The organism is Bradyrhizobium sp. BWC-3-1, from assembly GCF_032917965.1.
Classification (GTDB): Bacteria; Pseudomonadota; Alphaproteobacteria; order Rhizobiales; family Xanthobacteraceae; genus Bradyrhizobium; species Bradyrhizobium canariense_D.
This window is the reverse complement of record NZ_CP136625.1, coordinates 1822354-1844027: the sequence shown is the minus strand read 5'-3', so window position 1 is coordinate 1844027 and position 21674 is coordinate 1822354. Positions and strand designations below refer to the sequence as shown.

Here is a 21674-nt window from a genome sequence, read left to right as displayed (position 1 = left end):
TAGGCTCTTTCTACACGGCCGGCAGAGGCCGAAATGAGGAGGACGGAGGGCGAGCCCGCGCGGTATCACCAGCCGCGACCATCCCGCCGGCCCGTACCACGCCCAGCACCCCAGATTTGAACGGAGGGCCCGTTTCCGCCGACGAGAGCACCTGTTGCTTAACGCCGGGCTGGAAGCGGTCGATCAGAACGCAAGGCGTCCAGAGGCCGGTCAGCTCCACGATCGCCGTTGGTCCAAGCTCGATGAGCGTCCGGAGAGGCATCCGCTCAAGGTCCAGACCGGCAGTGGTGACATTCTCGCCCAGGTCCCCCGCTGCGACCTTGAAGCCGGCATCCGAGAGGGATGCAAAGAGCTCGGCCGGGCCGGCGGTCGAGATACCGGTGCTTGATGAACGCGCCGGCGTGGGCGTCGCCTTCGACGCCATGGCCTTCCACCAGCATGATCCGGTCCTGCGGCGGTTTGCTGAAGTGGTGATCGCGATCGGCGGCAACTGCGATCACGGTGCCCTCCAGCGAGAAGCCGTGCCCTTGCTGCATCAGGCCGCCCGGGCGAACGAGCGCCGCTTCTGGCGGAGGTAGCGCGTGATCTCCGGAAGAGCCATCGCGTTCAGGACCCGGTCGGCGGGGACACCGCCCTTCCGAGCCATCTCGACGCCCCAGTGCATGTGGTCGAGCTCGGGGATCGAGTGCGCGTCCGGATTGATGCTCATCAAGCAGCCGAACTCAAGGGCGGCCTGGTGCCAGCGCCAATCCAGGTCGAGGCGCCATGGATGCGCGTTGATCTCCACCACGACGTCATGCCTGGCGCATGCCCGAAGCACCTTCTCGACGTCGATTTCGTAGCCCGGCCGCCGCTGCAGCTGTCGCCCCGTCATGTGGCCTATGATGGTGGTGTGAGGATCGGAGATTGCACGAAGCAGGCGCTGCGTCTGCGCCTTGCGGTCGAGTTTGAAGCGGCCGTGGATGCTCGCGACCACGAAGTCGAAGCGCTGCAGCACTTCGTCCGCATAGTCCAGCGAGCCGTCGGCCAGAATGTCGGACTCGATGCCTTTCAGGATCCGGAAATCCTTGCCGAAGCGCTTGTTCAACCGGTCGGCGTCCCGGTGCTGCTGCGCGATCTCTTCCTCCGAGAGGCCGCCCGCATAGTGCGCGGACTTGGAGTGGTCGGCGACGCCGAAATACTCGAAACCGCGCTGGCGCGTGGCCTTGGCCATCGTCTCCAAGGTCTCGGTGCCGTCGGAGGCATCCGTGTGGCAGTGAAGGATACCGCGCAGGTCCTCGTCGGTGATTAGCTTCGGCAGCTTGCCTTTCAGAGCCAGCTCGACCTCGCCGAGCCCCTCCCGGAGTTCGGGATCGATGAAGGGCAGACCGAGGGCACCGTAGATCTCGGCCTCGTCGCCGGCGATCAGGGTGCGGCCCTTGTGCAAGCCGTCGGCCTCCAACCGCATTCCCTTCTCAGTGGCCAACGCCTGGAGCTGCTCAACGTGAGCGGCGGAGCCGGTGGCGAAGAGAAGAGCGGCGCCGAAGTGTTTGCGATCGGACAGGCGGATCTGCATTCCATCCGCCCCGGAAGCCTTCGACGTTTTGGTGACCTTGGGCGCTTCTGCAACGATCGTGAGGTCGCCGACCAGTTCGCAGCCGCGGCGGAAGTCGCCCGCGATCGTCACGCGCTTGAGTTCGCGCCGGGCCTTGCGGAGCGAATCCTTGGCGTGGGCGAGCAGGACGGCGGCACGGTGCAGATGGAGGCGGCCTTCTCCGCTTTTCGCGATGGCCAGGTTCTGCAGAATCTTGGTCTGCAGCGCGGCGCCGAGGCCTTTGGCCTTCTTGATGCGGTCGTCCTTGGCGGCGACCTCCAACTCCGCGAACGAGGTGATGCCGAGATCCTTGTAGAGACGCAGCACCTTCTCGGGACGGAGACCGGGTACGGCAAGCATCTCGAGCACGCCCTCGGGAATCTCCTTCCGCAGCTTCTCAAGGCTCGGATGAGTGCCCGTCTTGTGCAGCTTGGTGATGATGTCGGCGATCGCCTCGCCGACGCCGGGGATTTCGGTCAGTCGGTCCTCGGCGATGAGCACGTGCAGAGGGACGGCAAGGGCTGCCAGGCTGTCGGCGGCCCGAGCATAGGCTTTAGCCCTGTACGGGTTGCCGCCACGCAACGCCGTTCGCTGTGCGTATTCTCGCAGGAGACTCGCTAAGGTGCGATCGTCGACGGAAGCCACTCAACGCGCCTCCCGTTCCGCGCCCCGCCTCACCGGAGCAAAGGCTCGTTTAGCGGATGGGACGTCGTCGTGCCGGGGATCCAAAGATGCCTCAAGTTTTTGCGCTGCCCGGAAGTCCTCAAGGTGCTGCGTGTTCGGGCTATAAGCGGCCTCCTTCTTGAGGAGATTGTAAATCCGCCCCGCAACCAGCTGCAGATGCTTCATTCTGCCGCGCGGCACCGATCGGGCTTCGCAAAGAGCCCGGACGGCGTAGGCGCGGAAGTAATCGAAGGCGTCAGACATGGTCTCGGTAAACGCCCATTCTCGCCTATAGTTCGGTCGACATCGTCACCCCGCAGGTCCGTTATGGGGGAGATTTAGGCGTGCACCTATAATCGTCAGCAAGGCCACAGCTCAGCGCGTGGCGAGAACAATGAAGGCAGGGGCGATGAAAGCGCCGCTGCGACGTGCTGTTCGAAACGATCGGACCTCACGTTTTCGGACTTGGCTGCGGAGTGGGAAGACCTTGGGGAGGCTGAGAAGGTGCGGGACTACTCTGCTGCTGAGGTGCTACGGCGTCGCCGCCCGCATGAGGAACGCACGTACCGATGTTGCTGAGCAGGCGTTTGGCCTGGAGATCGCGGACCTTCGAGTATTCGCGCCGTCGCTCGATATTGGCCGCGGCCCATCTGTCCCAGGCCTCGAAAGCGTCCGTATAGTGCTTTCGCATCTGTTCCTCGGCGGCGAGGCAATCGGCGAACTTGTCGAAGACCAGGTCGGTATTGACCGGGGTCATTCCTCCTACCAGGACAACGAGCATCCATTTCATCTTGCCGATCGCCTTTCACACCGGGCGAATTCTCCGCTAACCCGCAGAATTCCGCTCGCTGTGGTTAGATGGCCCGACGGCTGCGACCGGCCACAAAACCGTAGATGAAAAGCACGATGATGGCGCCTACCACTGCCCCCACTAGCCCCGCGCCTTCTCCAGGCCGATACCAGCCGAGAGCCTGACCAAGATAGGTCGCAACGAACGCCCCTACTATTCCCAGGATTGTGGTCAGGATGAAGCCCGACGGCTCGTTATCGCCGGGCATGATGAACTTCGCGATGATGCCTGCGATGAAGCCGATGATGATCGTCCAGATAATGCCCATGTCTCTCTCTATCGCTGTGATTATCCCGCCGATGGAGCCGGAAGACGTCCATCAGGCGTGTATTTGTCGACGGCCGTCGGAAGCTCTCGGGACAATCGGTCGAGGATCTCCTGCTGCGACAGGCCGGTCTGCTGCTCCAGCTTTTGAAGGACGTCCGGACCGATAGCCTGCTGGAGTTCGGGCGGGGTGACTTCCCGATTTGGACCCTGATTGATCCAGGATTGAGCCGCCTCGCCCTGTCCGTTCTGCTTGAAGTGCTCGAGCAACTCGCCGATCCCTCCGTTCAGGAGCGAACCCACGCCGCCGCCCCCCACAAGGCCACCAAGGTTGCCGAGCATGCCGCTCAGGGAATCCTTGGCACCCGCCGGCTGACCGGAGGTCGCACTGCGAAACATGTCGGCCAACTTGTCCCGATTTTGATAACCGGCGATTGCGAGCATACCCAAGAGGGCGGTCATCGATGGCAATCCGCGGCTCATATTCGGCTCCTCGGTTCGATGATTGGTAACCGTCCAAGAAAAGGGCGGCCCGCCTGGAGCGGGCCGCCGGCTAATTCATCGCACTCCGGTGCCGTAGAGCTGCCGTTCTCTCCGGACCTCCTCCGCACCATAAGGCTGGGCGGATGGATCGTAAGTCTTCCAACCGGCCTTCTGCCAGGCTGCGCTCCGGTCGCGCAGATTGACTGCAGACTGGTTCAGGATCGCTTCGTATCGCGCGCGGTCCGCGTCTGGCACACGCGCCGAAACCAGCGTGCCGCCGCGCCTCACACCTTCCGCATAGAGCGGAGCTTCCTCATCGGATACGCCGGCCTGCGTCAGCGCCCCGACGACTCCGCCCGTCGCGCCGCCTGCAACGGCACCGAGCGCGGTCGACGCGAGCCATCCCGCCGCGACGACCGGACCCAGGCCGGGGATAGCCAACAAACCAAGGCCAGCGAGCAAGCCAGCAGCACCGCCGAGGCCTGCGCCCACGCCTGCTCCCGTTGCCGCACCTTCCGCCCGATCGTCCACTCCATCGCCATCGCGATCGACCTTCTTGTCGGTGCTGTACCAGTTGTCGGAATTGTTCGCGACGATGCTCAGATCCGAATGTGGCACACCCGCGGCCTCCAGGCTCGTCACCGCGCGCTGCGCATCGGAATAGTTGTCGTAGAGACGTGAAATCGTAACGGTCATCTTGAAGCCCTCTCAATTTGGGTGCGCGTTATTTCGCCGCGTTCACGTTGCCCTGGAAATCCAGACTGACATCGGTCGAGGTGCCGCCTTTACTGGCCTTTCCGCGCCAAACGCCGTTGTCGTCCTTCTTGAGGGATGTGACGTTGGTGTAGCCCGCGTCCTCGATCTTCGACTTGGCCTGGCCCTCGGTGAAACTGTTTGCGCCAGCGACCGGCTTGTTGGAATTTTTCTGATCGGAACTGTTGACCGCATTGTTGTTGGGCCGATCAGCGGCCGGCGGGTTTTGCGCAAACGACGGACCCGCCAGAAGCGAGGCAGCAGATAGCAGAAGAAAAAGTTTCTTGTTCATAGTCCGTCCTCCCGTAGTTGCAGGGTACAACCTACGCTGGGCTGAGAAGTTCCAAGTTTTCCCGGTCGGTCGGTCGGCTTGGATTGGGGATCTAAAAGCATGTAGGACAACCCGGCAGGGTCGCCGCCCGCGCAGGTCCACAAATCCGTATCTTGATCTTGGAGAGGCAGCACAGTGCTGCCCCACGGCACCACCAGTCTTGGTCTTGCTTTGCGGGCCCCTCATAAGTTCAATCCCTTCGATTTCGTCACAGACGCTCGCATCAGCACGTGGGGCATCTCAAGGCGACGACCCCACCCGATGTACCTGGGTCCGCCAGCAGGACTTTCGACAGGCGTAGAGCCAAAGCGCGGAACGGGCGAGGCCAGATCAGACGGGGTCGCAACCACGAGATTCGCGACCCCATTTGACGGACGTGCTACTCAAAGAGTGAGTGAACGCAGTCGTAGGAGTGCGCATCATGGTCTCGGCTGAACTCTTGAACGCCGTGAAGTCGAAGTTGGGTCTGCCAAGCAGGCCAAGGGTCGATCTCACCGGATTGAACCAGATCTACGCTGCATATTCCGGCCACATACCCAATGACAACATCCAGAAACGTATCTGGCTGTCGGGTAATAAATCACAGCCGGTGACTGGCGGAGAACCGGCCGAGTTCTTTGAGAACTGGTTAGAACATGGAACGGGGGGCACCTGTTTCCCGACCAATGGTGCCCTTTGCTCACTATTGTGCGCCATCGGCTTTGATGCGCGGCGAATATTGGGCTCAGTGATGATGGAAGGCATCGAACACGAGAGGAATCATGGCACAGTGCTCGTCCGGATCGCCGACATTGAGTATTTGGTCGATGCGCAGCTTGCCGCCTTCTCGGCGTTGCCGTTGATTGTGGGCCGGTTTGCCAAAACGGGAGGAGGTATTCACGACGTACAAGCCGTTCCTCGCGGAGAAGAATTTGACGTGCAGTGGTACCCTGGTTCAAACCGTCAAGTGCCGATGATCACACGCCTCGATCTCAAGCCTGGACCCGTCGACCACTCGGTATTCATGGCACAATACGCTTTGTCCGCCTTGCGAGATCGGAAGCGTTCGCCGTTCAACGAGGCGATATTTATCGGTCGTCACTTTCCAGATCGCATTCTCAATCTTGGTCGTCTTACCCGAACGGAGATAAGTTGCGACAACGTCGTTAGTAAACGGGAAATCACTCTAGCGGAGCGAGCCCAAATTCTTGTCGATGAATTTGGAATTTCAGCTGAAATAGTTCAGACAATCCCGCCGGATGAGGAAGCGACGACGAAATCCACTATTTGAGCAAAACCGCGGGCACGACATCGCTTGCGCCAGAGCAGAAGTGCCGGTGACTAACAAAACCGTGCTTATGCCGCGCAAGGCGACGATCGCCGCAGTCCCGGCCACGCCAGGCCCGAGACGAACGCTCGAACCTGAGACTATGAATGAGCAGATGCCGACTTGTCGCTGAAGTGGAAAACTGCGTCGCCGAACCTCTTCGCGCTACTGCGCCGGGTCGGGGTCACCGCCGCCTCGCATGAGTCAACCTGAGATCTCTCTAGCGTTCAGTTGCGAATATGCGCCACTCACCGGGGATACCCTTAAGGGATTGGGCGCCGCGGTCGTCGAAGCGCAGGCCAGAACCTGCTACCAAGTCTTTGACAGTACTCGAGACCAAGACTTCGCTTCGACCAGCAAGTGCCGCAACCCGCGCACCTATGTGAACAGCAATACCGCCAACATCGTCACCGATCACTTCGCACTCGCCTGTGTGAAGCCCGGCGCGGACCTCGATGCCGAGCAGCTTGATCTCATCGACGATGGCGCAAGCGCAGCGGACGCCACGCGCGGGACCATCAAAAGTAGCAAGAAAGCCATCGCCGGTCGTCTTCACCTCGCGGCCACGGAAACGCGCAAGTACGCGGCGGATCGTTGTATGATGGTCGTCGAGCAGATTGCGCCAGCGCAGGTCACCGAGGCTTGCGGCTTTCTCCGTCGAGCCTACGATATCAGTGAACAGAACGGTCGCCAGCACGCGATCCGCCTCGATGCGCGCGGGCGCGCCGGTGAGGAACTCCTCGATCGCGTCTGAGATGGCTTCTGCGCCCTCGCCGACGTAGAAGATATGATCGATGCCTGGAAACTCGATGAGCTTGGCACCCGGAATATGGGCGGCTACATCTCGCCCGCCGGCGACGTCGACGACCTGGTCGTCCGTGCGATGAAGCACAAGGGTCGGTACCCGGACTGCTGGAAGGATGCCGCTGATGTCGATTTGGCTGTTCATGCGCATCAGGGCGGTTACTGCGGACGGGCTGGCGCCGAGGCGTTCGTTTCGACCCCACCATTGTTGGAACCCAATGTCGTTGGCGCGCGACGGCGCAAACCGTTGGATGCTGCCGCCGCTACCCCAGGCTTTCTCGACATACCCAAAGAAGTTTGCAAGCGCCTCGTCGCTTGGAAACCAGTAAGAGAAGCGAGAAAAGCTGCCGTATAGTGCCAGCGCCCGGCAACGCTCGGGATAGGTCGCTGCAAACAGTACGGACAGGGGCGCTCCTTCCGAGATCCCGAGGAGGGCCGCCTGCTCCATACCTGCGGCATCCATGACCGCGCGGAGGTCGTCCATGCGAATGTCCAGGCCTGGCAGCTCTGAAACGCGATCGGAGCCGCCGGTGCCACGCTTGTCGAAAGTCACTACCCGAGCATAGCTGCTCAAGCGACGAAGGAAGCGCGCGAAGTCGGGCTGCTCCCAGTAGTTCTCCACGTTTGACACAAATCCCGGAACCATCACCACGTTGATTGGGCCCGAACCGAAGTTCTGGTAGGCAATGTGAACGTCGCCGCTTTTGGCGTATTGCGTAATCGGCTGCATGCAGCGTTCCCATTGTCACCGATCTTCCCGACAGACGAAGCGTGGCCCGACCTGGGACAAACAGCAAGTGCCGTGACCTTTGTTGGCTTATCGGGCCCGATCAGACCGCCGCGCGAGCGTGTGACCGGATTTGCTCAGATTAGTTTTGCGCATTTACCGTGGTCCTGCAGCATCACTCCATCGCAGCCTTCGGTGAAGCGGTGGCGCTTGCAGCCAGGTAACAAACAGGCGGACGAATGGAGAACGAAGATCGCTCAGATGTACCTTCTTCATCGCTTGAAGTTGAGAAGTTGATACGCAAGCGCGAGCCCGTAAGCGGCCAAACCTTCTGGATTTCAATCTTTAGAAGATCGAGGGAAACGCTTAGCTGCTCTCTGGAGCGCTCGACCAGTCTGGCAGACAACTCGGTGCCTGCCCGGACCCGGATAAGCGTCTCTTGATCCCGACCAACATGGAAATTCAGATGCTTATCGAGCATTGGATCACTCCAATTTATCCTCGCGCTCACTTAAACATAAGTTAAAACCGTGCCGTCCGCAAATTCGTTCGCTGTTGAGGTTCCACCTTCTTACCTGAGCAAACAAAGCGTTCTTCGGGCGCGTAATCGCGACATTCGCCGCTTGGCTGCGACGTGCAGTACCTCGGTTTAGCGCAGTACGTCGGAAGGACGCGTGATCGGGAAGACCCGACGAACGTGTTCCGCCAGCATCATACTGTAAGCGCCCGCGTAACGGGGAAGAGGACGGCGCTTGTCCCACAACAGCATCATGCCTTCTCGGAGCGGCTTGCGGTTGTAGGTCAGGCCCACGATCCGGAGGTCGTGGTTTCGCAAACGAAACTGCGAGGGGATGATGGCAATGCCGTGTTTCGCCTCGGCGAGGGCCACGAGCGTGTGTGGGGTCGTGCTCTCGAGAAAAACACGCGGTCGCAGACCCGCGAGGCGGCATGCTGCATCGAATGACCGCCGCAAGGCAAAGCTGGAATCCACGAGCAACAGTGGAAAGGGCGCAAGTTCACTGACTTCCAGCGACTTCGCTCGTCCTAGTGGAAGCGAAGGATGAAACGCAGCCAAAAGATCGACGTGATTAAGTGGCTGGATTCCGAGCCAGTCGACCGCGGGATCGACAATATAAGCCAGATTTTGTCCAAGATGTATTTCACCGCGCTCCAGCAATCTCATTGTTGTCACGCCAGCGGCCTCAACCAACCGCACCTCGACGTCGGGGAAACGCCTGGCGAAGATGTGCAGGAAGGGCGCCAGCACGCTCTCGATATGCTGTGGTGAGCCTCCCACCCTAAGCACGCCGCTGTCTTCGCGTTGCAGGAGTTTCGCCCTTTCCTCGACCGCGGCGGCATGGTTCAAGAGATTGCGGCAATCTCGCATTAACTGCTCACCCGCGGCCGTCAGGACGAGACGGCGACCGACACGGTCGAAGAGCTTGAGGCTTAGCTCGCTTTCAAACGCGTGTAGCTGGCGCGAAAGCGCCGGCTGCGCGATGCGCAGCTGCACCGCAGCTCTGGAGACGCTGCCGAGGTCGCCGACCGCTAAAAAGGTACGGGCATGCTTCAGATCCATGTCCTCCTTTATGCCGTTTCGGCATGAATTCCTAGATAAACCCTGCATTGGACGGCGGTTGAGCGTGCGCGTAGCGTTCGCGGGGACGCCATCGGAACGTAGGAGGCAACCGTGAAGCAAATACTCTCTGCTCTAGCGATTGGTCTTAGTTCGGCTTTTGCGGCGGTTGCGGTGGAAGCCTGGCCAGCCCGGCCGCTCCATGCAGTCGTTCCCTACGGCGCGGGCAGCACCACCGACATCGTGCCGCGGCTGGTGCTCGAGGAACTTTCGGCCAGGCTCGGTCAGGGTATCGTGGTGGAAAACCGCAGCGGAGCGGGAGGTACCATTGGAGCTGCCGCCGTAGCGAAGTCTGCCCCCGATGGGCAAACCTTGCTCATCAATTCCAATGCGCACACCATCGCGCCGGCAATCTATTCCAAGCTCGCTTACGACCCCGCGCGCGATTTCGCCGCCGTGATTCCACTCGGGACTTCGGCGAGTGTGCTGGTGGTTGCTGCTGACAAGCCATTCAAGACAACGGCTGAGCTTGTCGCGGTGGCCAGGGCCCGTCCCGGCGCGTTGACTTTTGCCTCGGTCGGGATGGGCAGCGCAACGCATCTGAGCGCGGTAAGGTTCGTGACAAGCGCCGGGATCGAGGCCCTACATGTGCCGTTCCGGGGCGGCGCCGAAGCGATGTCCGAAACCATGACGGGCCGCGTGGACTTCTTTCTTGGCCCTGTCGGCCTGGTGCTGCCGCTGATCGAGGAGGGAAAATTGCGCCCGCTTGCCGTCAATGCCGCAAGCCGAGCAGCGTCGCTGCCGGACGTGCCCACAATGAGGGAAGCCGGCCTTGCCGATGCCGAGTACCCAATCTGGTTCGGGATCTTCGTTCCAGCAAGAACCCCACGCGAGATCGTTGAACGGCTCCATGCCGAGACGCGTGCTGCACTCCAGGCCCCAGGAGTGTCGGCTAAATTAAAGGCGCTCGGGGTTGATCCGCTGCAACTCGCTCCGGCCGAGTTTGATGATCTCGTCCGCAAGGAGATCGCCATGAATCGCGTCCTGGTCGATGCTGCGGGTATTAAGCCCGAATGACCGCGTATCGCTTTGACGATGCTGAGGGATACGACCGTTTGATGAGCCGTTGGAGCCGTGCCGCCGGTGAGGCATTGCTGACGTGGGCGGCCCCGCGCAAGGCGGCACGATGGCTCGACGTTGGCTGCGGCACAGGAAGTTTTACCGACCTGATCGTTGAGACTTGTCATCCGAGTCGCGTTGTTGCGATTGATGCGGAGCCGGCGCAAGTTGTGTATGCCAATGATCGGTTCGCGCTCCGCGAAGTGCAGGTCGGTGTTGCCGACGCATGCCTGCTGCCTTTCGAATCAAGGAGCTTTGATGTTGTGGCCAGTGCCCTCGTTCTCAATTTCATCCCGGTTATTCCGAGATGCTTGTCGGAGATGGCGCGGGTGGCGGCTGCGGAAGGCTTGATATGCGGTTACGTCTGGGATTTCGCGGGTGAGCGTTCGCCGACATGGCCCCTACGCGAGGCCTTGAAGTGCCTCGGTTATTCTGTGCCGGCAGTACCGGGCGCAAGTCAGACCAGCCGATCAGCGCTTCGAACCCTTTTGGCAGCAGCCGGTCTAAGGCAGCCTGCGACAAGGGCGTTCGAAGTGAAAATGCATTTTGAGGAGTTTGATGAGTTCTGGGTGTCGCAAATCGCCGGAAGCCCAACCGGAAAGATGGTCGGCAAGCTTGGCGGCATGCAGCGGCTCGATGTCCAGGCGGAAACCAGATCGCAGCTCTGCCTATCCGCCGATGGCGCGTTTGCCTACCTTGCGCGCGCCCATGGCTTTATGGGCGTTGCGTGAACGCCGGCGGCCGCAAACTCCTTTTAGAGCCGCGGCAATGTCCGTTGCGTCACCATCGGTTACGGCGAGGTCGCCGCAGCTAACGGCCAACGGAGACAAACGGCCAGTTGGAGCTGGCTCACTGGAGGTCGCAGTCTTTCGCCTGGGCAACAGCAAATACCAGATGGCCCGGTCTCCCGGGAGCATAGAGAGAGGCTCCAGGAGCGGAAGCCGTGCAGTCCGCACGATAGCAGGCTCCCGCTCCATCGCGACCCGGTTGGCGGCGATCCGGACAGTGGGCCGTTGCCCCCCGAGACAAGCATCCTAGGGTGAAGGGGCGCTCGCCGCTAAAGCCTGAAGTTGACGGTGCCCGGCCTTCAGTTCCATACTATCGGCGTGCCAAACCAAGCCCCTGAGGAAGCAGGATGACGCTGTCGGATCGAGTGAAGTCGAATATGGAAGTCGTGTTGGAAGAGACGTGCCGGGAGCTTCCGAGCGGCGGTGATCATGAGAGCCGGAAGCTTATTGCCGAACAGCTTCTTGCAGCTGCCGAAGCGGGGCACATCACATTGGACGAGCTACGGGCCGCTACGCTCCGAGCATTTCCTGGTGCAGCAAAACTGGCGCGGTCATAGGCCTTGGAGGTGGCTCATGGCCTCGGTACTTCTGGTAGAGGATGAAGCACTTATTCAGATGATGATAGCCGATATGCTGGCCGAGCTAGGCCACTCGGTTGTGGCCGAAGCCGGGGATCTGGTCTCCGCCCTAGAGCACGCTAATACCACCAATTTCGATTTCGCTGTGCTGGACGTCTTGCTTGGCCGCACCAGTAGTGAGCCAGTTGCTCAAGTCCTCGCACAACGCAACGTTCCGTTCGTTTTCGCGAGCGGGTATGGGGCCGACGGAGTACCCGCCCGATTTCAGGAGCGACCGCTCCTCACCAAACCTTTCCAACTAGATCAACTCAATGGGTGTATCGCCAAGCTGTTGGATCGAACCTAAAGGCGGAACGGCGAACAGGCCCAGAAGTTACGGAAGTACCTATAACCAGAGGTGTTTCGTGATGCCGCGCTACTACTTCAATGTTATTCACGAACACACGGAGATTGACCGCGTCGGCGAGGAGTTGCCGGACAAACATGCAGCCTGGAAAGAGGCGACCGTGATGGCCGGTCAGACGTTGCAGGGCATTGACGGAAAGCTGGGGCCTGGGCGGGAATGGCGGATGGAAGTTACAGACGAATTCCGAAACACTCTCTTCGTCCTGCACATCAATGCCGAAAAACCTGAGTGACGATCGTAGATTGGTCAGAAGAACGGCCAGCTTGATGGACCCTCGAAGCTTACCCTCGCAGCAAAGGGGACTGTAAGGAACGGTGTGGATCTTGCCGTTACGAGGATGCTTCGGACCCTAGAGCGGCGACAGAAGCGTTCGCAATTTGTCGCTCAATTGGTTGGCAGAGAAGGGCTTCCCGATCGCGAGGGCATTCCTGAACTCCCCCTCGAGGGCAGGCCCGCCGTAGCCGGTGCTGAAGAGAAAAGGAATACTCCGCGCGCGCAGGATCCGAGCTGCCGGGAAGACAAGCTCTCCAGCCAGATTTACATCAAGGAGCGCGACATCGATGGATGCGGTCGTCGCAAGTTGGCAGGCCTTTTTCAGATGGGCAGCCGAGGCAACGACCTTCAATCCCAGTTCCTCGAGCATGTCTTCGATCATGAGCGCCACCAATCCTTCGTCTTCGACGAGAAGAACCCTGGCGCCCGACATGTCAGCCATTGGATGCTGGGACCCTAACCGGAAAGGCAATGCTGCAGCTTGTGCCTTCCGGCTCGAACACCAATTCGAACTCTCCGGCAAGGTCGTGTTCTATGCAGCGCTCCATCAGCCGTGTACCGAACCCTCGCCGCTTGGGAGGCACAACAGGGGGGCCCCCTCGTTCGCGCCATTCGCATTCGAGCATGCCTTTCGACTGTTCGCCGTCGCCGATGCTCCAGGTGAGCGACACGGACCCGCCCGGCGCGGAGAGTGCGCCATATTTGGCAGCATTGGTCAGAAGCTCGTTGAGTACCATGGTGATACTCAAGGCCGTCCGCGGGTCGAGATCGACGTGCGGCCCGCCTGCCACGACGCGCCCGCCCGACACTGGAGCGACGATATCGTGGACCAGCTTTTCGAAAGGGGCACCTTGCCAGTTTCTTTGGGTAAGCAGATCATGCGCTCCGGCGAGCGCCAGCAACCTTCCCGTGAAGGTCGGCAGAAACTCTTCTAAATCAGCAGCATGGCGGGCAGTCTGGCTCGCCAGAGACTGTACTGTGGCAAGCGTGTTTTTCACGCGGTGGTTCAATTCGTCGATGAGAACCTTCTGGGCGTTCTCTGCTTGCTTGCGCTCGCTGATGTCGACCAGCATGTTGATGGCACCGACCAATTTTCCGTCCGCGTTGCGCAGTGGCGTGGGATAGGGAATGAACGGCACACGTCTGCCGTCCGGCCGCTCGGCAACAGCCTCAGCACCACGAACGGGGCGGTTTTCGCGTAGAGCCACAGCCATCGGACATTCATTGTGTGGGAGGGGCGAACCGTCGGGCCAATAGAGTTTCCAGGTTACACACCATTCGTCGCCAGGCTGGGGGGTTCTGCCCGCCATCTCGACCGCCGCTCGATTGAAGAAATTGATACGGCCCTCAGCGTCGGTCGTGTAGATTGCGGCGGGCAATGCCTCAAGGAGATCGCGCATGCGCTGCTCGCCCTCGCGCAAACGATCCTCTAACTGTTTGGCGGTGGTGACGTCCTGGGCAACACGGACGCCGTAAAGAAAGCGGCCATCCGCATCGCGCACCGACGAACTGAAAATATCAAGGTGGCGCATGGAGCCGTCAGGTCGCAATACGCGCTTTCGTGTGGTGTAGTTCTCGATATCGCCATGGACTTGCCGCGCATATAGCTCAGCGTCATCCGCCTGATCATCCGGATCGGTGTAATCCAGGAAGGTCATTCCAAGCAATTGGTCGCGCGAACGCGCCGTGATGCGGCATATGGAATCATTCACGCGCAAGAAGCGCCCGTTCTCGTCTGTCTCGGAGATGCCGACGCTCGCAGCCTCATAGGTCGCTGCGAGCCGGGCTTCACTGCCTCGTCGAGCCTCTTCGGCAGCATGCAGTTTCGAGACGTCCATGGTGAAGCAACGTGTATTAACGAACTTACCATCCACGAAGCGGCTGTTCGATGTAATCAGCACATGCTTCACCGACCCATCGCTCGCCCGCAGCCGCGCGGGATAGCGGTCGAGCGGTTCGCCGCATGAAAGGCGCTGTAGGATGTCACCGATCACCGGAGCGTCGGCATGAAACTCCGCGATATGGCGGCCAATGTACTCCTCGGGTCTGTATCCGAGCATGTCCAGTTCGGCTTTGTTGGCTCGGAGAACAATACCCTCGCCGCTGACGATATGGAGACCTACGGCTCCATTCTCGAAGAAGTCCTCCAGGTCCTGCTTCGTCCGGCGGACTTCCTCCTCGATCTGCTTGCGTCCCGTGATGTCCTGGAAGCAGTTGATCGCACCTTGGATGCGGCCGGAGCGGTCGCGCAACGCTCGGATGTTGACTAAAGCCGTGAAGCGCGAGCCATCAGGTCGCGCCATGATGACTTCGGCATTGCGCGCGGGCGTTCCCGTCTGAACGGCCGTGGCCACGGGGCAGTCGCTGTGGGCGAGCGGCGTTCCATCGAGGTGATAAAGCTGATGGGAGCCGCAGAAGCGCTCCTCCTTGGCCATATCGGGCGTCCGGCCCCACAGCTCAACCGCCTCACTGTTGTAGGCGACGAGAAGTCCCTCTGCATCGCAGAGGTATACCGCCCCAGGAATGGCGTCGAGTGCGGCGCGACCGGCCGCGACCAGCGCCTCGAACTCCGTCGGCTGACGACGGGCAGAGACCGGAAAATCCTCAACATTGGACATGAAAGCATCTCTCGGGGCGAGAGGAGCGAAGGCCCACCACACCGGCCAACTGTTTGAAAAGGAATATGGGCAGCTCCCCCGCTGGACCGCCGAACAAGCCCTAACGTCGGAGGCGACGGATAGTTCCCTAACTTCAGCGGTTTTGTCGATGCGCCCAAGATGGCGGATTGACGGGTGGACCGTCGCTGTTCCGGACGGATCGGATGTTGGACTGCGACCCTACCTTTCCTCGGCGAAAGGTTAACCTTCCGCACCGCACGGGTCTCCGGGCCGCCAAATGCAACCGGTCACGAGCGCTCCGTTGGCAGTCATTGAGCCATGTCCTTGCCGATGGGTGCCGTGTTCAGGTGGGCCGCTACAGGACTTGATCGCGCGGACAGCGGCCGGAGGGAACCGTGGACCTCAGTTCGTCTTGATGCGGAGCCCCCGGGAAACGTAGCATGACCAACAGCCCCGTATGAACCGAAGGCTTCTTGACTCTGCCTCGTCACCCATCCGGTCGCATTGACCCCGACCTTACGAGAAGATCAACTATCAGACCGGCGATCGCATCACGGTTTTCAAGTCGGCCTGAGCTGCAACTAGCGACACGGAGCCATCTCTGCTGAGAACCTTGTTCACGGTCGCCTTCATGCTCTCTATATCCCCGTCACTTGGTGCCCAAGAGAAGCTATCCGCCGAAAGTGCGAGCGCCAATTTTCAGAAGAATTTCGCATCCGCGTACAACCGAGGCGACGTTGACGCAATGGCGGCAGCATTCGCCGAGGATGCAATCAGAGTTACTCCTAGCGGAATCTTCCAGGGTCGCGATGCCATACGGCGAAGTTTTCAAGAAGCCTTAAAAATAGGACTGCACGACTACTCCGTCAGGCGCGTCATATCTCGCACAGAAGGATCGTTCATACTTAACGTCGGAGAATGGCAGGCCAAAGTGGGCGATCAGCCTTTCCGCGGCTACTACAGCGCAATCCTGCCGGCGATGGCGACGAAATGAGGATCATTGAGGAGACGGTTAGCATCGCGGCTCCATAGCGGTTTCGCAGGTAGCTCATTCTCTTGCTTTTGGCACCATTCGACCTTCATGCACCTCATGCGTTACGGCGCGGCTGTCCTCTGAAACCGGCAAACGCTTCACCAGTCGCTCACCGCACCAGAGCTCGACTGAATTGCCGTGCAGCATCTGCCTCGCCCAGACGATGGCGTCCTCGTCGTTGGCACAGGCGAACGTGCGGGAGTTCTCGCGACCATTCGCATCAACGATGCAGGCTCGATATTGCATTCTCAACTCTTTTGATTCGGCGGTTCAGCTCGACCGAACTGTAAGCGCTGACCGGCCAAAATTTAACTCTTTTCGCTTCGTAAACTCACGCCAGGCGCTGCTGCTGAGCGCGCGGGCCCAGGATCATTTTCGAGGTTTTTTCAATGAGCGGAACGAGACTCTCCTACCACGGCACCCGGGCCGACTTGAAGCCGGGGGACCTGATCGCTGCCGGTTTTCGCTCCAATTACGGAAGGCGGGCTCAGGCATCCTGGCTCTATCACACGGGTACTTTGGAAGCAGCCATTTGGGGCGCAGAGCTGGCACACGGCGACGGCGCGGAGAGAATCTACATCGTCGAGCCGACCGGGGAGATCGTGGATGATCCCAACTTGACCGACAGGAAATTCCCTGGAAACCCCACGCAGTCCTACCGGTCGCGCGAGCCACTCCGCGTTATCGGCGAGGTCAGCCAATGGACGGACATTCCGCCGAGCGGCTGAAGGAGATGAAGGACCAGATCGAGCGGCTAAAGGAGGAAGGAGTGGAGGCGATCGACTGATGTCGACAGAGATCCTCGCCGTCGGCTTCAGGCCGCAACGGAAAGCAGGCTGGCCTGACTTGCACTGTTGAGGTTGTCGCCGGTCAGCGCCGGACCCTTCAAGGAGACTTTCGAATGGCAGCTTCTGTTGAGATCGCAATCCTTCTCTATCAGGGTGTGACGGCGCTCGATGCGGTCGGGCCCTGGGAAGTGCTGTCGCGCATTCCCGGGGCGAAGGTGCAGTTCGTCGGCAAGGAAGTCGGACCGGTGGTGGCGGAAGGCCACGGGCTTCTACTCGGAGCCACCCGCTCGATCTCGGAGACGATCTGTCCCGACGTGCTCGTCGTTCCCGGAGGCTCGACCACCCCCGGTCAGATGGTCGACGACGAGGTCCTCGATTGGCTGCGGAAGGTGCACCGAACCTCGGTGTGGACGGCTTCGGTCTGCACGGGAGCTTTGATCCTTGGCGCGGCGGGAATCCTGAAAGGGCAGCCGGCGACGACGCACTGGTACAAGATGGGCGTGCTGCGGATCATGGGTGCGAAGCCCAGGCCCGATGAGCGCGTCGTCCGGTCTGGGAAAGTCGTCACGGCGGCGGGCGTCTCGGCTGGCATCGACCTGGCGCTCTGGCTGGCCGGCGAGATTGCGGGCCGTGAGCGGGCCGAGGCCATCCAACTGGTCATCGAATACGATCCGCATCCGCCCTTTGATGCCGGTCATATCAGCAAGGCCTCCAAGGAAGTGCAGCGCCTGGCGAACAAGATGATGGACGACAGCATGCCCGGAGACCAGCGGCGGCTCGTTCCCAAGATCGCCTGGAATCGGTTTCTCGACCTCGTCCGCACGGGGCAATAGCACCGGGACCGGATGGGCGCCTGGCGGGAGCCTTACGGAAGTTCCGCCTTGCGTAAGGTGCGTCTCTGGCCGAACCAATGGCGAATTGACTGCGGCTGGCACCATCGCCAAATCTGCGCCAACATTTTCACTGATTCCTTGCTGAGCGCGACCCGGCGAGAAAAAGTGAACGCTTCGTCCTGTTCAACGTTGAGACGGGTGACCTGCGTCATCGGGGTGCGGTGCCATTTTGTTGAGAGATGCGAGAGGATGCACCTGAGCAACTCCCACAACGCCGCAGATGGATCGACCATTCTTCTGGTTGAGGATGAAGCACTTCTCCGCGAGATGCTGGAAGAGACCTTGATCGAGGCCGGTTACGGTGTTGTTAGCGCCGCATCGGGCGAAGAGGCCGCCCGTTTGCTCATCAGAACGCCCCTTCCGCGAGCTGTGGTCACTGACATCAATCTCGGCCGCGCCAGGATGGACGGATGGGGGCTGGCTCGCCTCGCACGCGAGAACGACCCAAGCTGCGGGATCCTGTACGTCTCCGGCGATAGCGCCCACCGATGGGCCTCCAATGGCGTGCCCCGCAGCATCCTCCTGCCTAAGCCGTTCGCGCCGGCGCAATTGGTCCAGGCTTTGTCGGGTCTTCTCATCCGAACGTCATAGCTGCCGGGCGCCGGAAAAGGGATGCATCCAGGTTCAGTTCACCCTAAGCTTCTCGAAATAATAAAAACCGTCTCGCGCTCAGGGGTACCAAGTGTCTGTCGAATTTCGCAACAACGTGCAAGTCCGCGGCCGCGGCGAGCGGGCCATGATGTTCGCTCATGGGTTCGGGTGCGACCAGAACATGTGGCGCTTCGTGGCCCCGGCATTCGAAGGCGAGTTCAGCACGGTGCTGTTCGATCACGTCGGAGCGGGCCGGTCCGACCTCACCGCGTACGACCGTCAGAAGTATTCCAAATTGTCTGGTTATGCCGACGACGTCGTTGAGATCGGTCAGACGCTCGGGCTGAAGGGCGCGGTCTTCGTAGGGCACTCCGTCAGCGCCATGATCGGGGTTTTGGCTGCGATCAAAGACCCCTCGTTGTTCGAAAGCCTCATCCTTGTGGGGCCTTCGGCGCGCTACATCGACGATGGCGACTATGTCGGCGGCTTCAGCTCCCAGCAGATCGAGGAGCTTCTTTCTTTCCTGGAAGAGAACCACATGGGGTGGTCGGCCCAGATGGCGCCTGCCATCATGGGCAATCCCGACCGTCCCGAACTCGGCGAGGAACTGACCAACAGCTTCTGCCGGACCGATCCCGCGATCGCCAAGGAGTTCGCCCGGGTCACGTTCCTCTCCGACAATCGCGCGGACCTGGCCAAGGTCAACGCTCGCACGCTGATCCTCCAGTGCAGCGAAGACATCATCGCCGGGCAGCAGGTCGGCGCGTACGTGCAGCGCAACATCCCGAACAGCAAAATGGTGGTTCTGAAGGCAACCGGCCATTGTCCCAACCTGAGCGCGCCTGACGAAGTCGTTGCCGCAATCCGAGATTTCGTCTGAGTGAACAATAATTACCCCGCCGACAGCGATTTCGAAGACCTCTACGAAAACGCGCCATGCGGGTACCTCTCCGTTCGTCCGGACGGCCGCATCGATCGTGCCAATCGAACGCTGGCGGGCTGGATGGGCTACCAGCCGGACGACCTTCCTGGGATGCGACTGAGCGACCTGCTCAACATGGCGGGACGCATATTCCTGGAGACCCACGTGGCGCCGCTGCTGCGCATGCAGGGCTTCTTCGACGAGTTCGCCCTCGATCTCCTCACCAAGAGCGGGGCGCGGCTTCCGGCGATCGCCAACGCCCGCGAGCGGCGCACCGACGCGGACGCGCTTCTGTTCACCCGCCTGACAATCATGCGGGCCACGGACCGGCGTCGCTACGAGCGCGAGCTCATCGACGCCCGGAAGGAAAGCGATGAGCTCAAGTCGGCGCTGGAAGAGCGTCTGCAGCAGGAGCGCGCAAACGCGGAGTTGCGTGAGCAGTTCATCGCCGTGCTCGGCCACGACCTACGCAACCCTCTCGCATCCATTGCGGCCGGTGCACGGCTGATGCTCAAGGCCAAGACGCCGGAAGACGCGCTGCGGCTCGAGGCCATGATGCAGAGCAGCGTCGGGCGAATGGCCAAGATGATCGAGAGCGTCATGGATTTGGCACGAGGCCGCCTTGGCGGAGGCATCTCGCTGTCCAAGTCAATTACGGCGATTGAACCCGTGCTCGACCAGGTCGTCGCCGAATTGACGGCGGCCCATCCGGAGCGCCGCATCGAAACCAGCTTCGAGGTCGAGACACCGGTCTTCTGCGATCCGGCCCGTATCGCCCAGTTGTTCTCGAACCTGCTCGGCAACGCAATCAGCCACGGCGCGCCGGATCAGCCAGTGCGGGTCCAAGCTACCGCCAAAGCAGAAATGTTTGAGCTCTCGGTGGCGAATGGAGGTGCGGCTATTCCGGAAGAGGCGCGGACGCGCCTGTTTCAGCCGTTCTACCGAGGAAAGGCGCACGGCCCTTCTCAAGGATTGGGACTTGGTCTGTACATCGCGTCTGAAATAGCGAAGGCGCACGGAGGTTCAATCGGCGTCGACTCGACCGACACAGAAACCAAGTTCACCTTGCGGATGCCCCTCGAAGGCGATGGATCCCTCCGGCCGCATTCCGCTCCCTGAGACCAGCAACCTCAGCGGTCGTGGGCCGTTCGATGCGGATGCAGAACCGTGAGTCCCAAGGCGGCAATCGGCGCGCATCGTGCATAGGAACACGCGCTGGCTTCTCGGCATCTTCCACTGGGCTTCGTCACCCTTTCAGATGAACGAGATTGATTTGGTCAATTTCCATTACCTCAGCCTCTTTCGGCGTCGGGCGTGTAGGCTTTTCTACCGGAGCTGTCAGGAGGAAAGGCGGAGAAAGGGCTTGTGCCTGCTCCGCGGCTGGCTCACTCCGCAGCAGCGCGCCCAGTTCGTCGGGAAGGGCTATTTCGAGGTGGTCGGGTCCGACACGGGTACCCGCTACCGCATCCGTCATGGCACATCGGCCAATGTCCGCGAGGTCGATGCATCCGGTCGACTAGGAATGGGATGGTGCTTTGTTCCGGTTGGTGAGCTGGTCGAAGGGGATGTGATGCTGGTTCAAAAAATCGCTTTAGAGACGAGCGAACTTGAGACACTGGCCATCGCCAAGAACTTCTACGGATGGTGATGTCGGAAGTCTAAGGGCCTCCGTCCGCTCGCGTATCGCCAATTGATGAGCGACCAGGTTCCGTGTTCACTTGTGTACAAAGTGTCTCATCCTTAAATCACGGTTGCAGCAAGAAAGGATCGCGCTACCCGCCAACAGCAGGAGTTGCGCCATATGGCTTATAGCAAACCCTTCGATATCGCCGTCATAGGAGCTGGCGCAACAAAGCTATCGGTGGTCGCTCTCGATCTGGAAAATGCGGAGGAGGCCTGCGCGGTGGGGAAGCGGATGGCCGAGACGACTGGGCGAACTGTCACCGTACGGAACGCAGAAGGCGAGGTCCTCGGCATTTTTCCAGGCGCGAATGAAAACTAGGAGCGGCCAATGGCATTTGCGGACATGCCGACGTTCTTCTTCGAGGTCAATGATGAGGCCGCGCCCGTCAAAGATGGGAACAGTAGTGGCTTGAGTAAAGCCGACACCGGGAGCAGCAGTTCGTTCAGGGAAGCGAGCCCTGCGAGCACCGAAAACGATACGCTTCCAGGGGCTCCGATCGGCAGCAAAGACGAAGCAATCGACCACTGTACCGGGCCAGCTTCGAAGCCTTAGACTTCAACGGCCTCTCGCTCGACCATGCCAGGCAGGCCGCGGCTTCCCATGTTCGCGGGGCGCGCAACGCACGCCGAATGCGCCGCTGCGGCTCCATAT

At 60.6% G+C, this 21674-nt stretch carries 29 protein-coding genes and 1 pseudogene; 16 read left to right on the top strand and 14 right to left on the bottom strand.

The features are described 5' to 3' along the window. Nucleotides 1–10: 10 nt before the first annotated feature. Entirely contained in the window at nt 11–424 is a 414-nt protein-coding gene (locus RX329_RS41875) for an MOSC domain-containing protein (RefSeq protein ID WP_410706279.1), read from the bottom strand. Here RX329_RS41875 and RX329_RS08975 point away from each other — a divergent pair. Then, nucleotides 381–578 (top strand): hypothetical protein, encoded by a 198-nt coding sequence (locus tag RX329_RS08975; protein WP_317245691.1) that lies wholly within the window; start codon nt 381–383, stop codon nt 576–578. The genes RX329_RS41875 and RX329_RS08975 overlap by 44 nt on opposite strands. Here the strand turns inward: RX329_RS08975 and RX329_RS08970 are convergent. The 7 genes from RX329_RS08970 to RX329_RS08940 form a co-directional block, all read right to left on the bottom strand. Beyond that, on the bottom strand, nt 536–2218 hold the full coding sequence (locus RX329_RS08970) for a helix-hairpin-helix domain-containing protein (RefSeq protein WP_317245690.1): 1683 nt from the start codon (nt 2216–2218) through the stop codon (nt 536–538). The genes RX329_RS08975 and RX329_RS08970 overlap by 43 nt on opposite strands. Then, nucleotides 2219–2500 (bottom strand): hypothetical protein, encoded by a 282-nt coding sequence (locus RX329_RS08965; RefSeq protein ID WP_317245689.1) that lies wholly within the window; start codon nt 2498–2500, stop codon nt 2219–2221. Nucleotides 2501–2687: 187 nt separating this feature from the next. Next, a complete protein-coding gene (locus RX329_RS08960; protein ID WP_085357337.1) occupies nt 2688–3026 on the bottom strand; it encodes a hypothetical protein in 339 nt (112 codons plus the stop codon). A 64-nt stretch (nt 3027–3090) separates the two neighbouring features. After that, the gene (locus tag RX329_RS08955) at nt 3091–3354 is read right to left on the bottom strand and encodes a GlsB/YeaQ/YmgE family stress response membrane protein (RefSeq protein WP_085352470.1); all 264 of its coding nucleotides are present in this window, start codon (nt 3352–3354) and stop codon (nt 3091–3093) included. A 20-nt stretch (nt 3355–3374) separates the two neighbouring features. Beyond that, nucleotides 3375–3833: a YidB family protein gene (locus RX329_RS08950; RefSeq protein ID WP_085394217.1), complete on the bottom strand. Its 459-nt coding sequence runs from the start codon at nt 3831–3833 to the stop codon at nt 3375–3377. 75 nt (nt 3834–3908) lie between these two features. Beyond that, nucleotides 3909–4529: a general stress protein gene (locus RX329_RS08945; RefSeq protein WP_085394218.1), complete on the bottom strand. Its 621-nt coding sequence runs from the start codon at nt 4527–4529 to the stop codon at nt 3909–3911. A gap of 28 nt (nt 4530–4557) precedes the next feature. Next, nucleotides 4558–4878: a hypothetical protein gene (locus tag RX329_RS08940; RefSeq protein WP_317245688.1), complete on the bottom strand. Its 321-nt coding sequence runs from the start codon at nt 4876–4878 to the stop codon at nt 4558–4560. A gap of 460 nt (nt 4879–5338) precedes the next feature. On the opposite strand from RX329_RS08940, the gene RX329_RS08935 reads away from it, so the two are divergent. Further along, nucleotides 5339–6187 carry an arylamine N-acetyltransferase gene (locus tag RX329_RS08935; RefSeq protein ID WP_317245687.1) on the top strand — a complete coding sequence of 283 codons (849 nt, stop codon included), beginning with the start codon at nt 5339–5341 and terminating at the stop codon, nt 6185–6187. Between the two features lie 256 nt (nt 6188–6443). Here the strand turns inward: RX329_RS08935 and RX329_RS08930 are convergent, their stop codons facing one another. From RX329_RS08930 to RX329_RS08920, 3 genes are all read right to left on the bottom strand, one after another. Then, nucleotides 6444–7757 (bottom strand): adenylate/guanylate cyclase domain-containing protein, encoded by a 1314-nt coding sequence (locus tag RX329_RS08930; RefSeq protein WP_085394221.1) that lies wholly within the window; start codon nt 7755–7757, stop codon nt 6444–6446. 172 nt (nt 7758–7929) lie between these two features. Continuing rightward, the gene (locus RX329_RS08925) at nt 7930–8235 is read right to left on the bottom strand and encodes a hypothetical protein (RefSeq protein ID WP_143275341.1); all 306 of its coding nucleotides are present in this window, start codon (nt 8233–8235) and stop codon (nt 7930–7932) included. 168 nt (nt 8236–8403) lie between these two features. Further along, on the bottom strand, nt 8404–9333 hold the full coding sequence (locus RX329_RS08920; RefSeq protein ID WP_161494784.1) for a LysR family transcriptional regulator: 930 nt from the start codon (nt 9331–9333) through the stop codon (nt 8404–8406). A 111-nt stretch (nt 9334–9444) separates the two neighbouring features. Here RX329_RS08920 and RX329_RS08915 point away from each other — a divergent pair, with 111 nt between their 5' ends. The 5 genes from RX329_RS08915 (at nt 9445) to RX329_RS08895 (ending at nt 12453) form a co-directional block, all read left to right on the top strand. Beyond that, nucleotides 9445–10407 carry a Bug family tripartite tricarboxylate transporter substrate binding protein gene (locus RX329_RS08915; RefSeq protein WP_317245686.1) on the top strand — a complete coding sequence of 321 codons (963 nt, stop codon included), beginning with the start codon at nt 9445–9447 and terminating at the stop codon, nt 10405–10407. Beyond that, a complete protein-coding gene (locus RX329_RS08910; protein ID WP_085394224.1) occupies nt 10404–11180 on the top strand; it encodes a class I SAM-dependent methyltransferase in 777 nt (258 codons plus the stop codon). The genes RX329_RS08915 and RX329_RS08910 overlap by 4 nt, the downstream gene beginning before the upstream one ends. 404 nt (nt 11181–11584) lie before the next feature. Beyond that, nucleotides 11585–11794: a hypothetical protein gene (locus RX329_RS08905; RefSeq protein WP_085357345.1), complete on the top strand. Its 210-nt coding sequence runs from the start codon at nt 11585–11587 to the stop codon at nt 11792–11794. Nucleotides 11795–11810: 16 nt separating this feature from the next. Continuing rightward, entirely contained in the window at nt 11811–12161 is a 351-nt protein-coding gene (locus RX329_RS08900) for a response regulator (protein WP_317245685.1), read from the top strand. A gap of 61 nt (nt 12162–12222) precedes the next feature. Then, nucleotides 12223–12453 carry a DUF6894 family protein gene (locus tag RX329_RS08895; RefSeq protein WP_317245684.1) on the top strand — a complete coding sequence of 77 codons (231 nt, stop codon included), beginning with the start codon at nt 12223–12225 and terminating at the stop codon, nt 12451–12453. 117 nt (nt 12454–12570) lie between these two features. Here RX329_RS08895 and RX329_RS08890 read toward each other — a convergent pair whose 3' ends face one another. Then, entirely contained in the window at nt 12571–12936 is a 366-nt protein-coding gene (locus RX329_RS08890) for a response regulator (protein WP_317245683.1), read from the bottom strand. Continuing rightward, the gene (locus RX329_RS08885) at nt 12929–15112 is read right to left on the bottom strand and encodes a PAS domain S-box protein (protein WP_085394227.1); all 2184 of its coding nucleotides are present in this window, start codon (nt 15110–15112) and stop codon (nt 12929–12931) included. The genes RX329_RS08890 and RX329_RS08885 overlap by 8 nt, the downstream gene beginning before the upstream one ends. Before the next feature lie 613 nt (nt 15113–15725). Between RX329_RS08885 and RX329_RS08880 the strand changes: the two genes are divergently transcribed. Further along, nucleotides 15726–16106 carry a nuclear transport factor 2 family protein gene (locus RX329_RS08880; protein ID WP_317245682.1) on the top strand — a complete coding sequence of 127 codons (381 nt, stop codon included), beginning with the start codon at nt 15726–15728 and terminating at the stop codon, nt 16104–16106. A gap of 54 nt (nt 16107–16160) precedes the next feature. Here the strand turns inward: RX329_RS08880 and RX329_RS08875 are convergent, their stop codons facing one another. Continuing rightward, nucleotides 16161–16391, bottom strand: coding sequence for a hypothetical protein (locus RX329_RS08875; protein WP_317245681.1), 231 nt, complete (start codon nt 16389–16391; stop codon nt 16161–16163). Nucleotides 16392–16534: 143 nt separating this feature from the next. Here RX329_RS08875 and arr point away from each other — a divergent pair. The 8 genes and pseudogenes from arr to RX329_RS08835 all read left to right on the top strand — a co-directional run bounded on the left by arr (nt 16535) and on the right by RX329_RS08835 (nt 21575). Continuing rightward, a pseudogene (gene arr, locus RX329_RS08870) lies at nt 16535–16932 on the top strand (NAD(+)--rifampin ADP-ribosyltransferase). Nucleotides 16933–17046: 114 nt separating this feature from the next. Next, on the top strand, nt 17047–17766 hold the full coding sequence (locus RX329_RS08865) for a DJ-1/PfpI family protein (protein ID WP_317245680.1): 720 nt from the start codon (nt 17047–17049) through the stop codon (nt 17764–17766). Nucleotides 17767–18015: 249 nt separating this feature from the next. Beyond that, entirely contained in the window at nt 18016–18417 is a 402-nt protein-coding gene (locus RX329_RS08860) for a response regulator (protein WP_085394229.1), read from the top strand. Nucleotides 18418–18508: 91 nt separating this feature from the next. Continuing rightward, complete coding sequence (locus RX329_RS08855) at nt 18509–19297, top strand: alpha/beta fold hydrolase (RefSeq protein ID WP_085394230.1); 789 nt, start codon at nt 18509–18511, stop codon at nt 19295–19297. Next, nucleotides 19298–20458 carry a PAS domain-containing sensor histidine kinase gene (locus RX329_RS08850; RefSeq protein ID WP_085357354.1) on the top strand — a complete coding sequence of 387 codons (1161 nt, stop codon included), beginning with the start codon at nt 19298–19300 and terminating at the stop codon, nt 20456–20458. Nucleotides 20459–20702: 244 nt separating this feature from the next. Beyond that, nucleotides 20703–20987, top strand: coding sequence for a hypothetical protein (locus RX329_RS08845; RefSeq protein WP_094183532.1), 285 nt, complete (start codon nt 20703–20705; stop codon nt 20985–20987). Between the two features lie 153 nt (nt 20988–21140). Next, nucleotides 21141–21341, top strand: coding sequence for a hypothetical protein (locus tag RX329_RS08840; protein WP_085383267.1), 201 nt, complete (start codon nt 21141–21143; stop codon nt 21339–21341). A gap of 9 nt (nt 21342–21350) precedes the next feature. Continuing rightward, the gene (locus RX329_RS08835; RefSeq protein ID WP_085394232.1) at nt 21351–21575 is read left to right on the top strand and encodes a hypothetical protein; all 225 of its coding nucleotides are present in this window, start codon (nt 21351–21353) and stop codon (nt 21573–21575) included. Nucleotides 21576–21674: the final 99 nt, after the last annotated feature.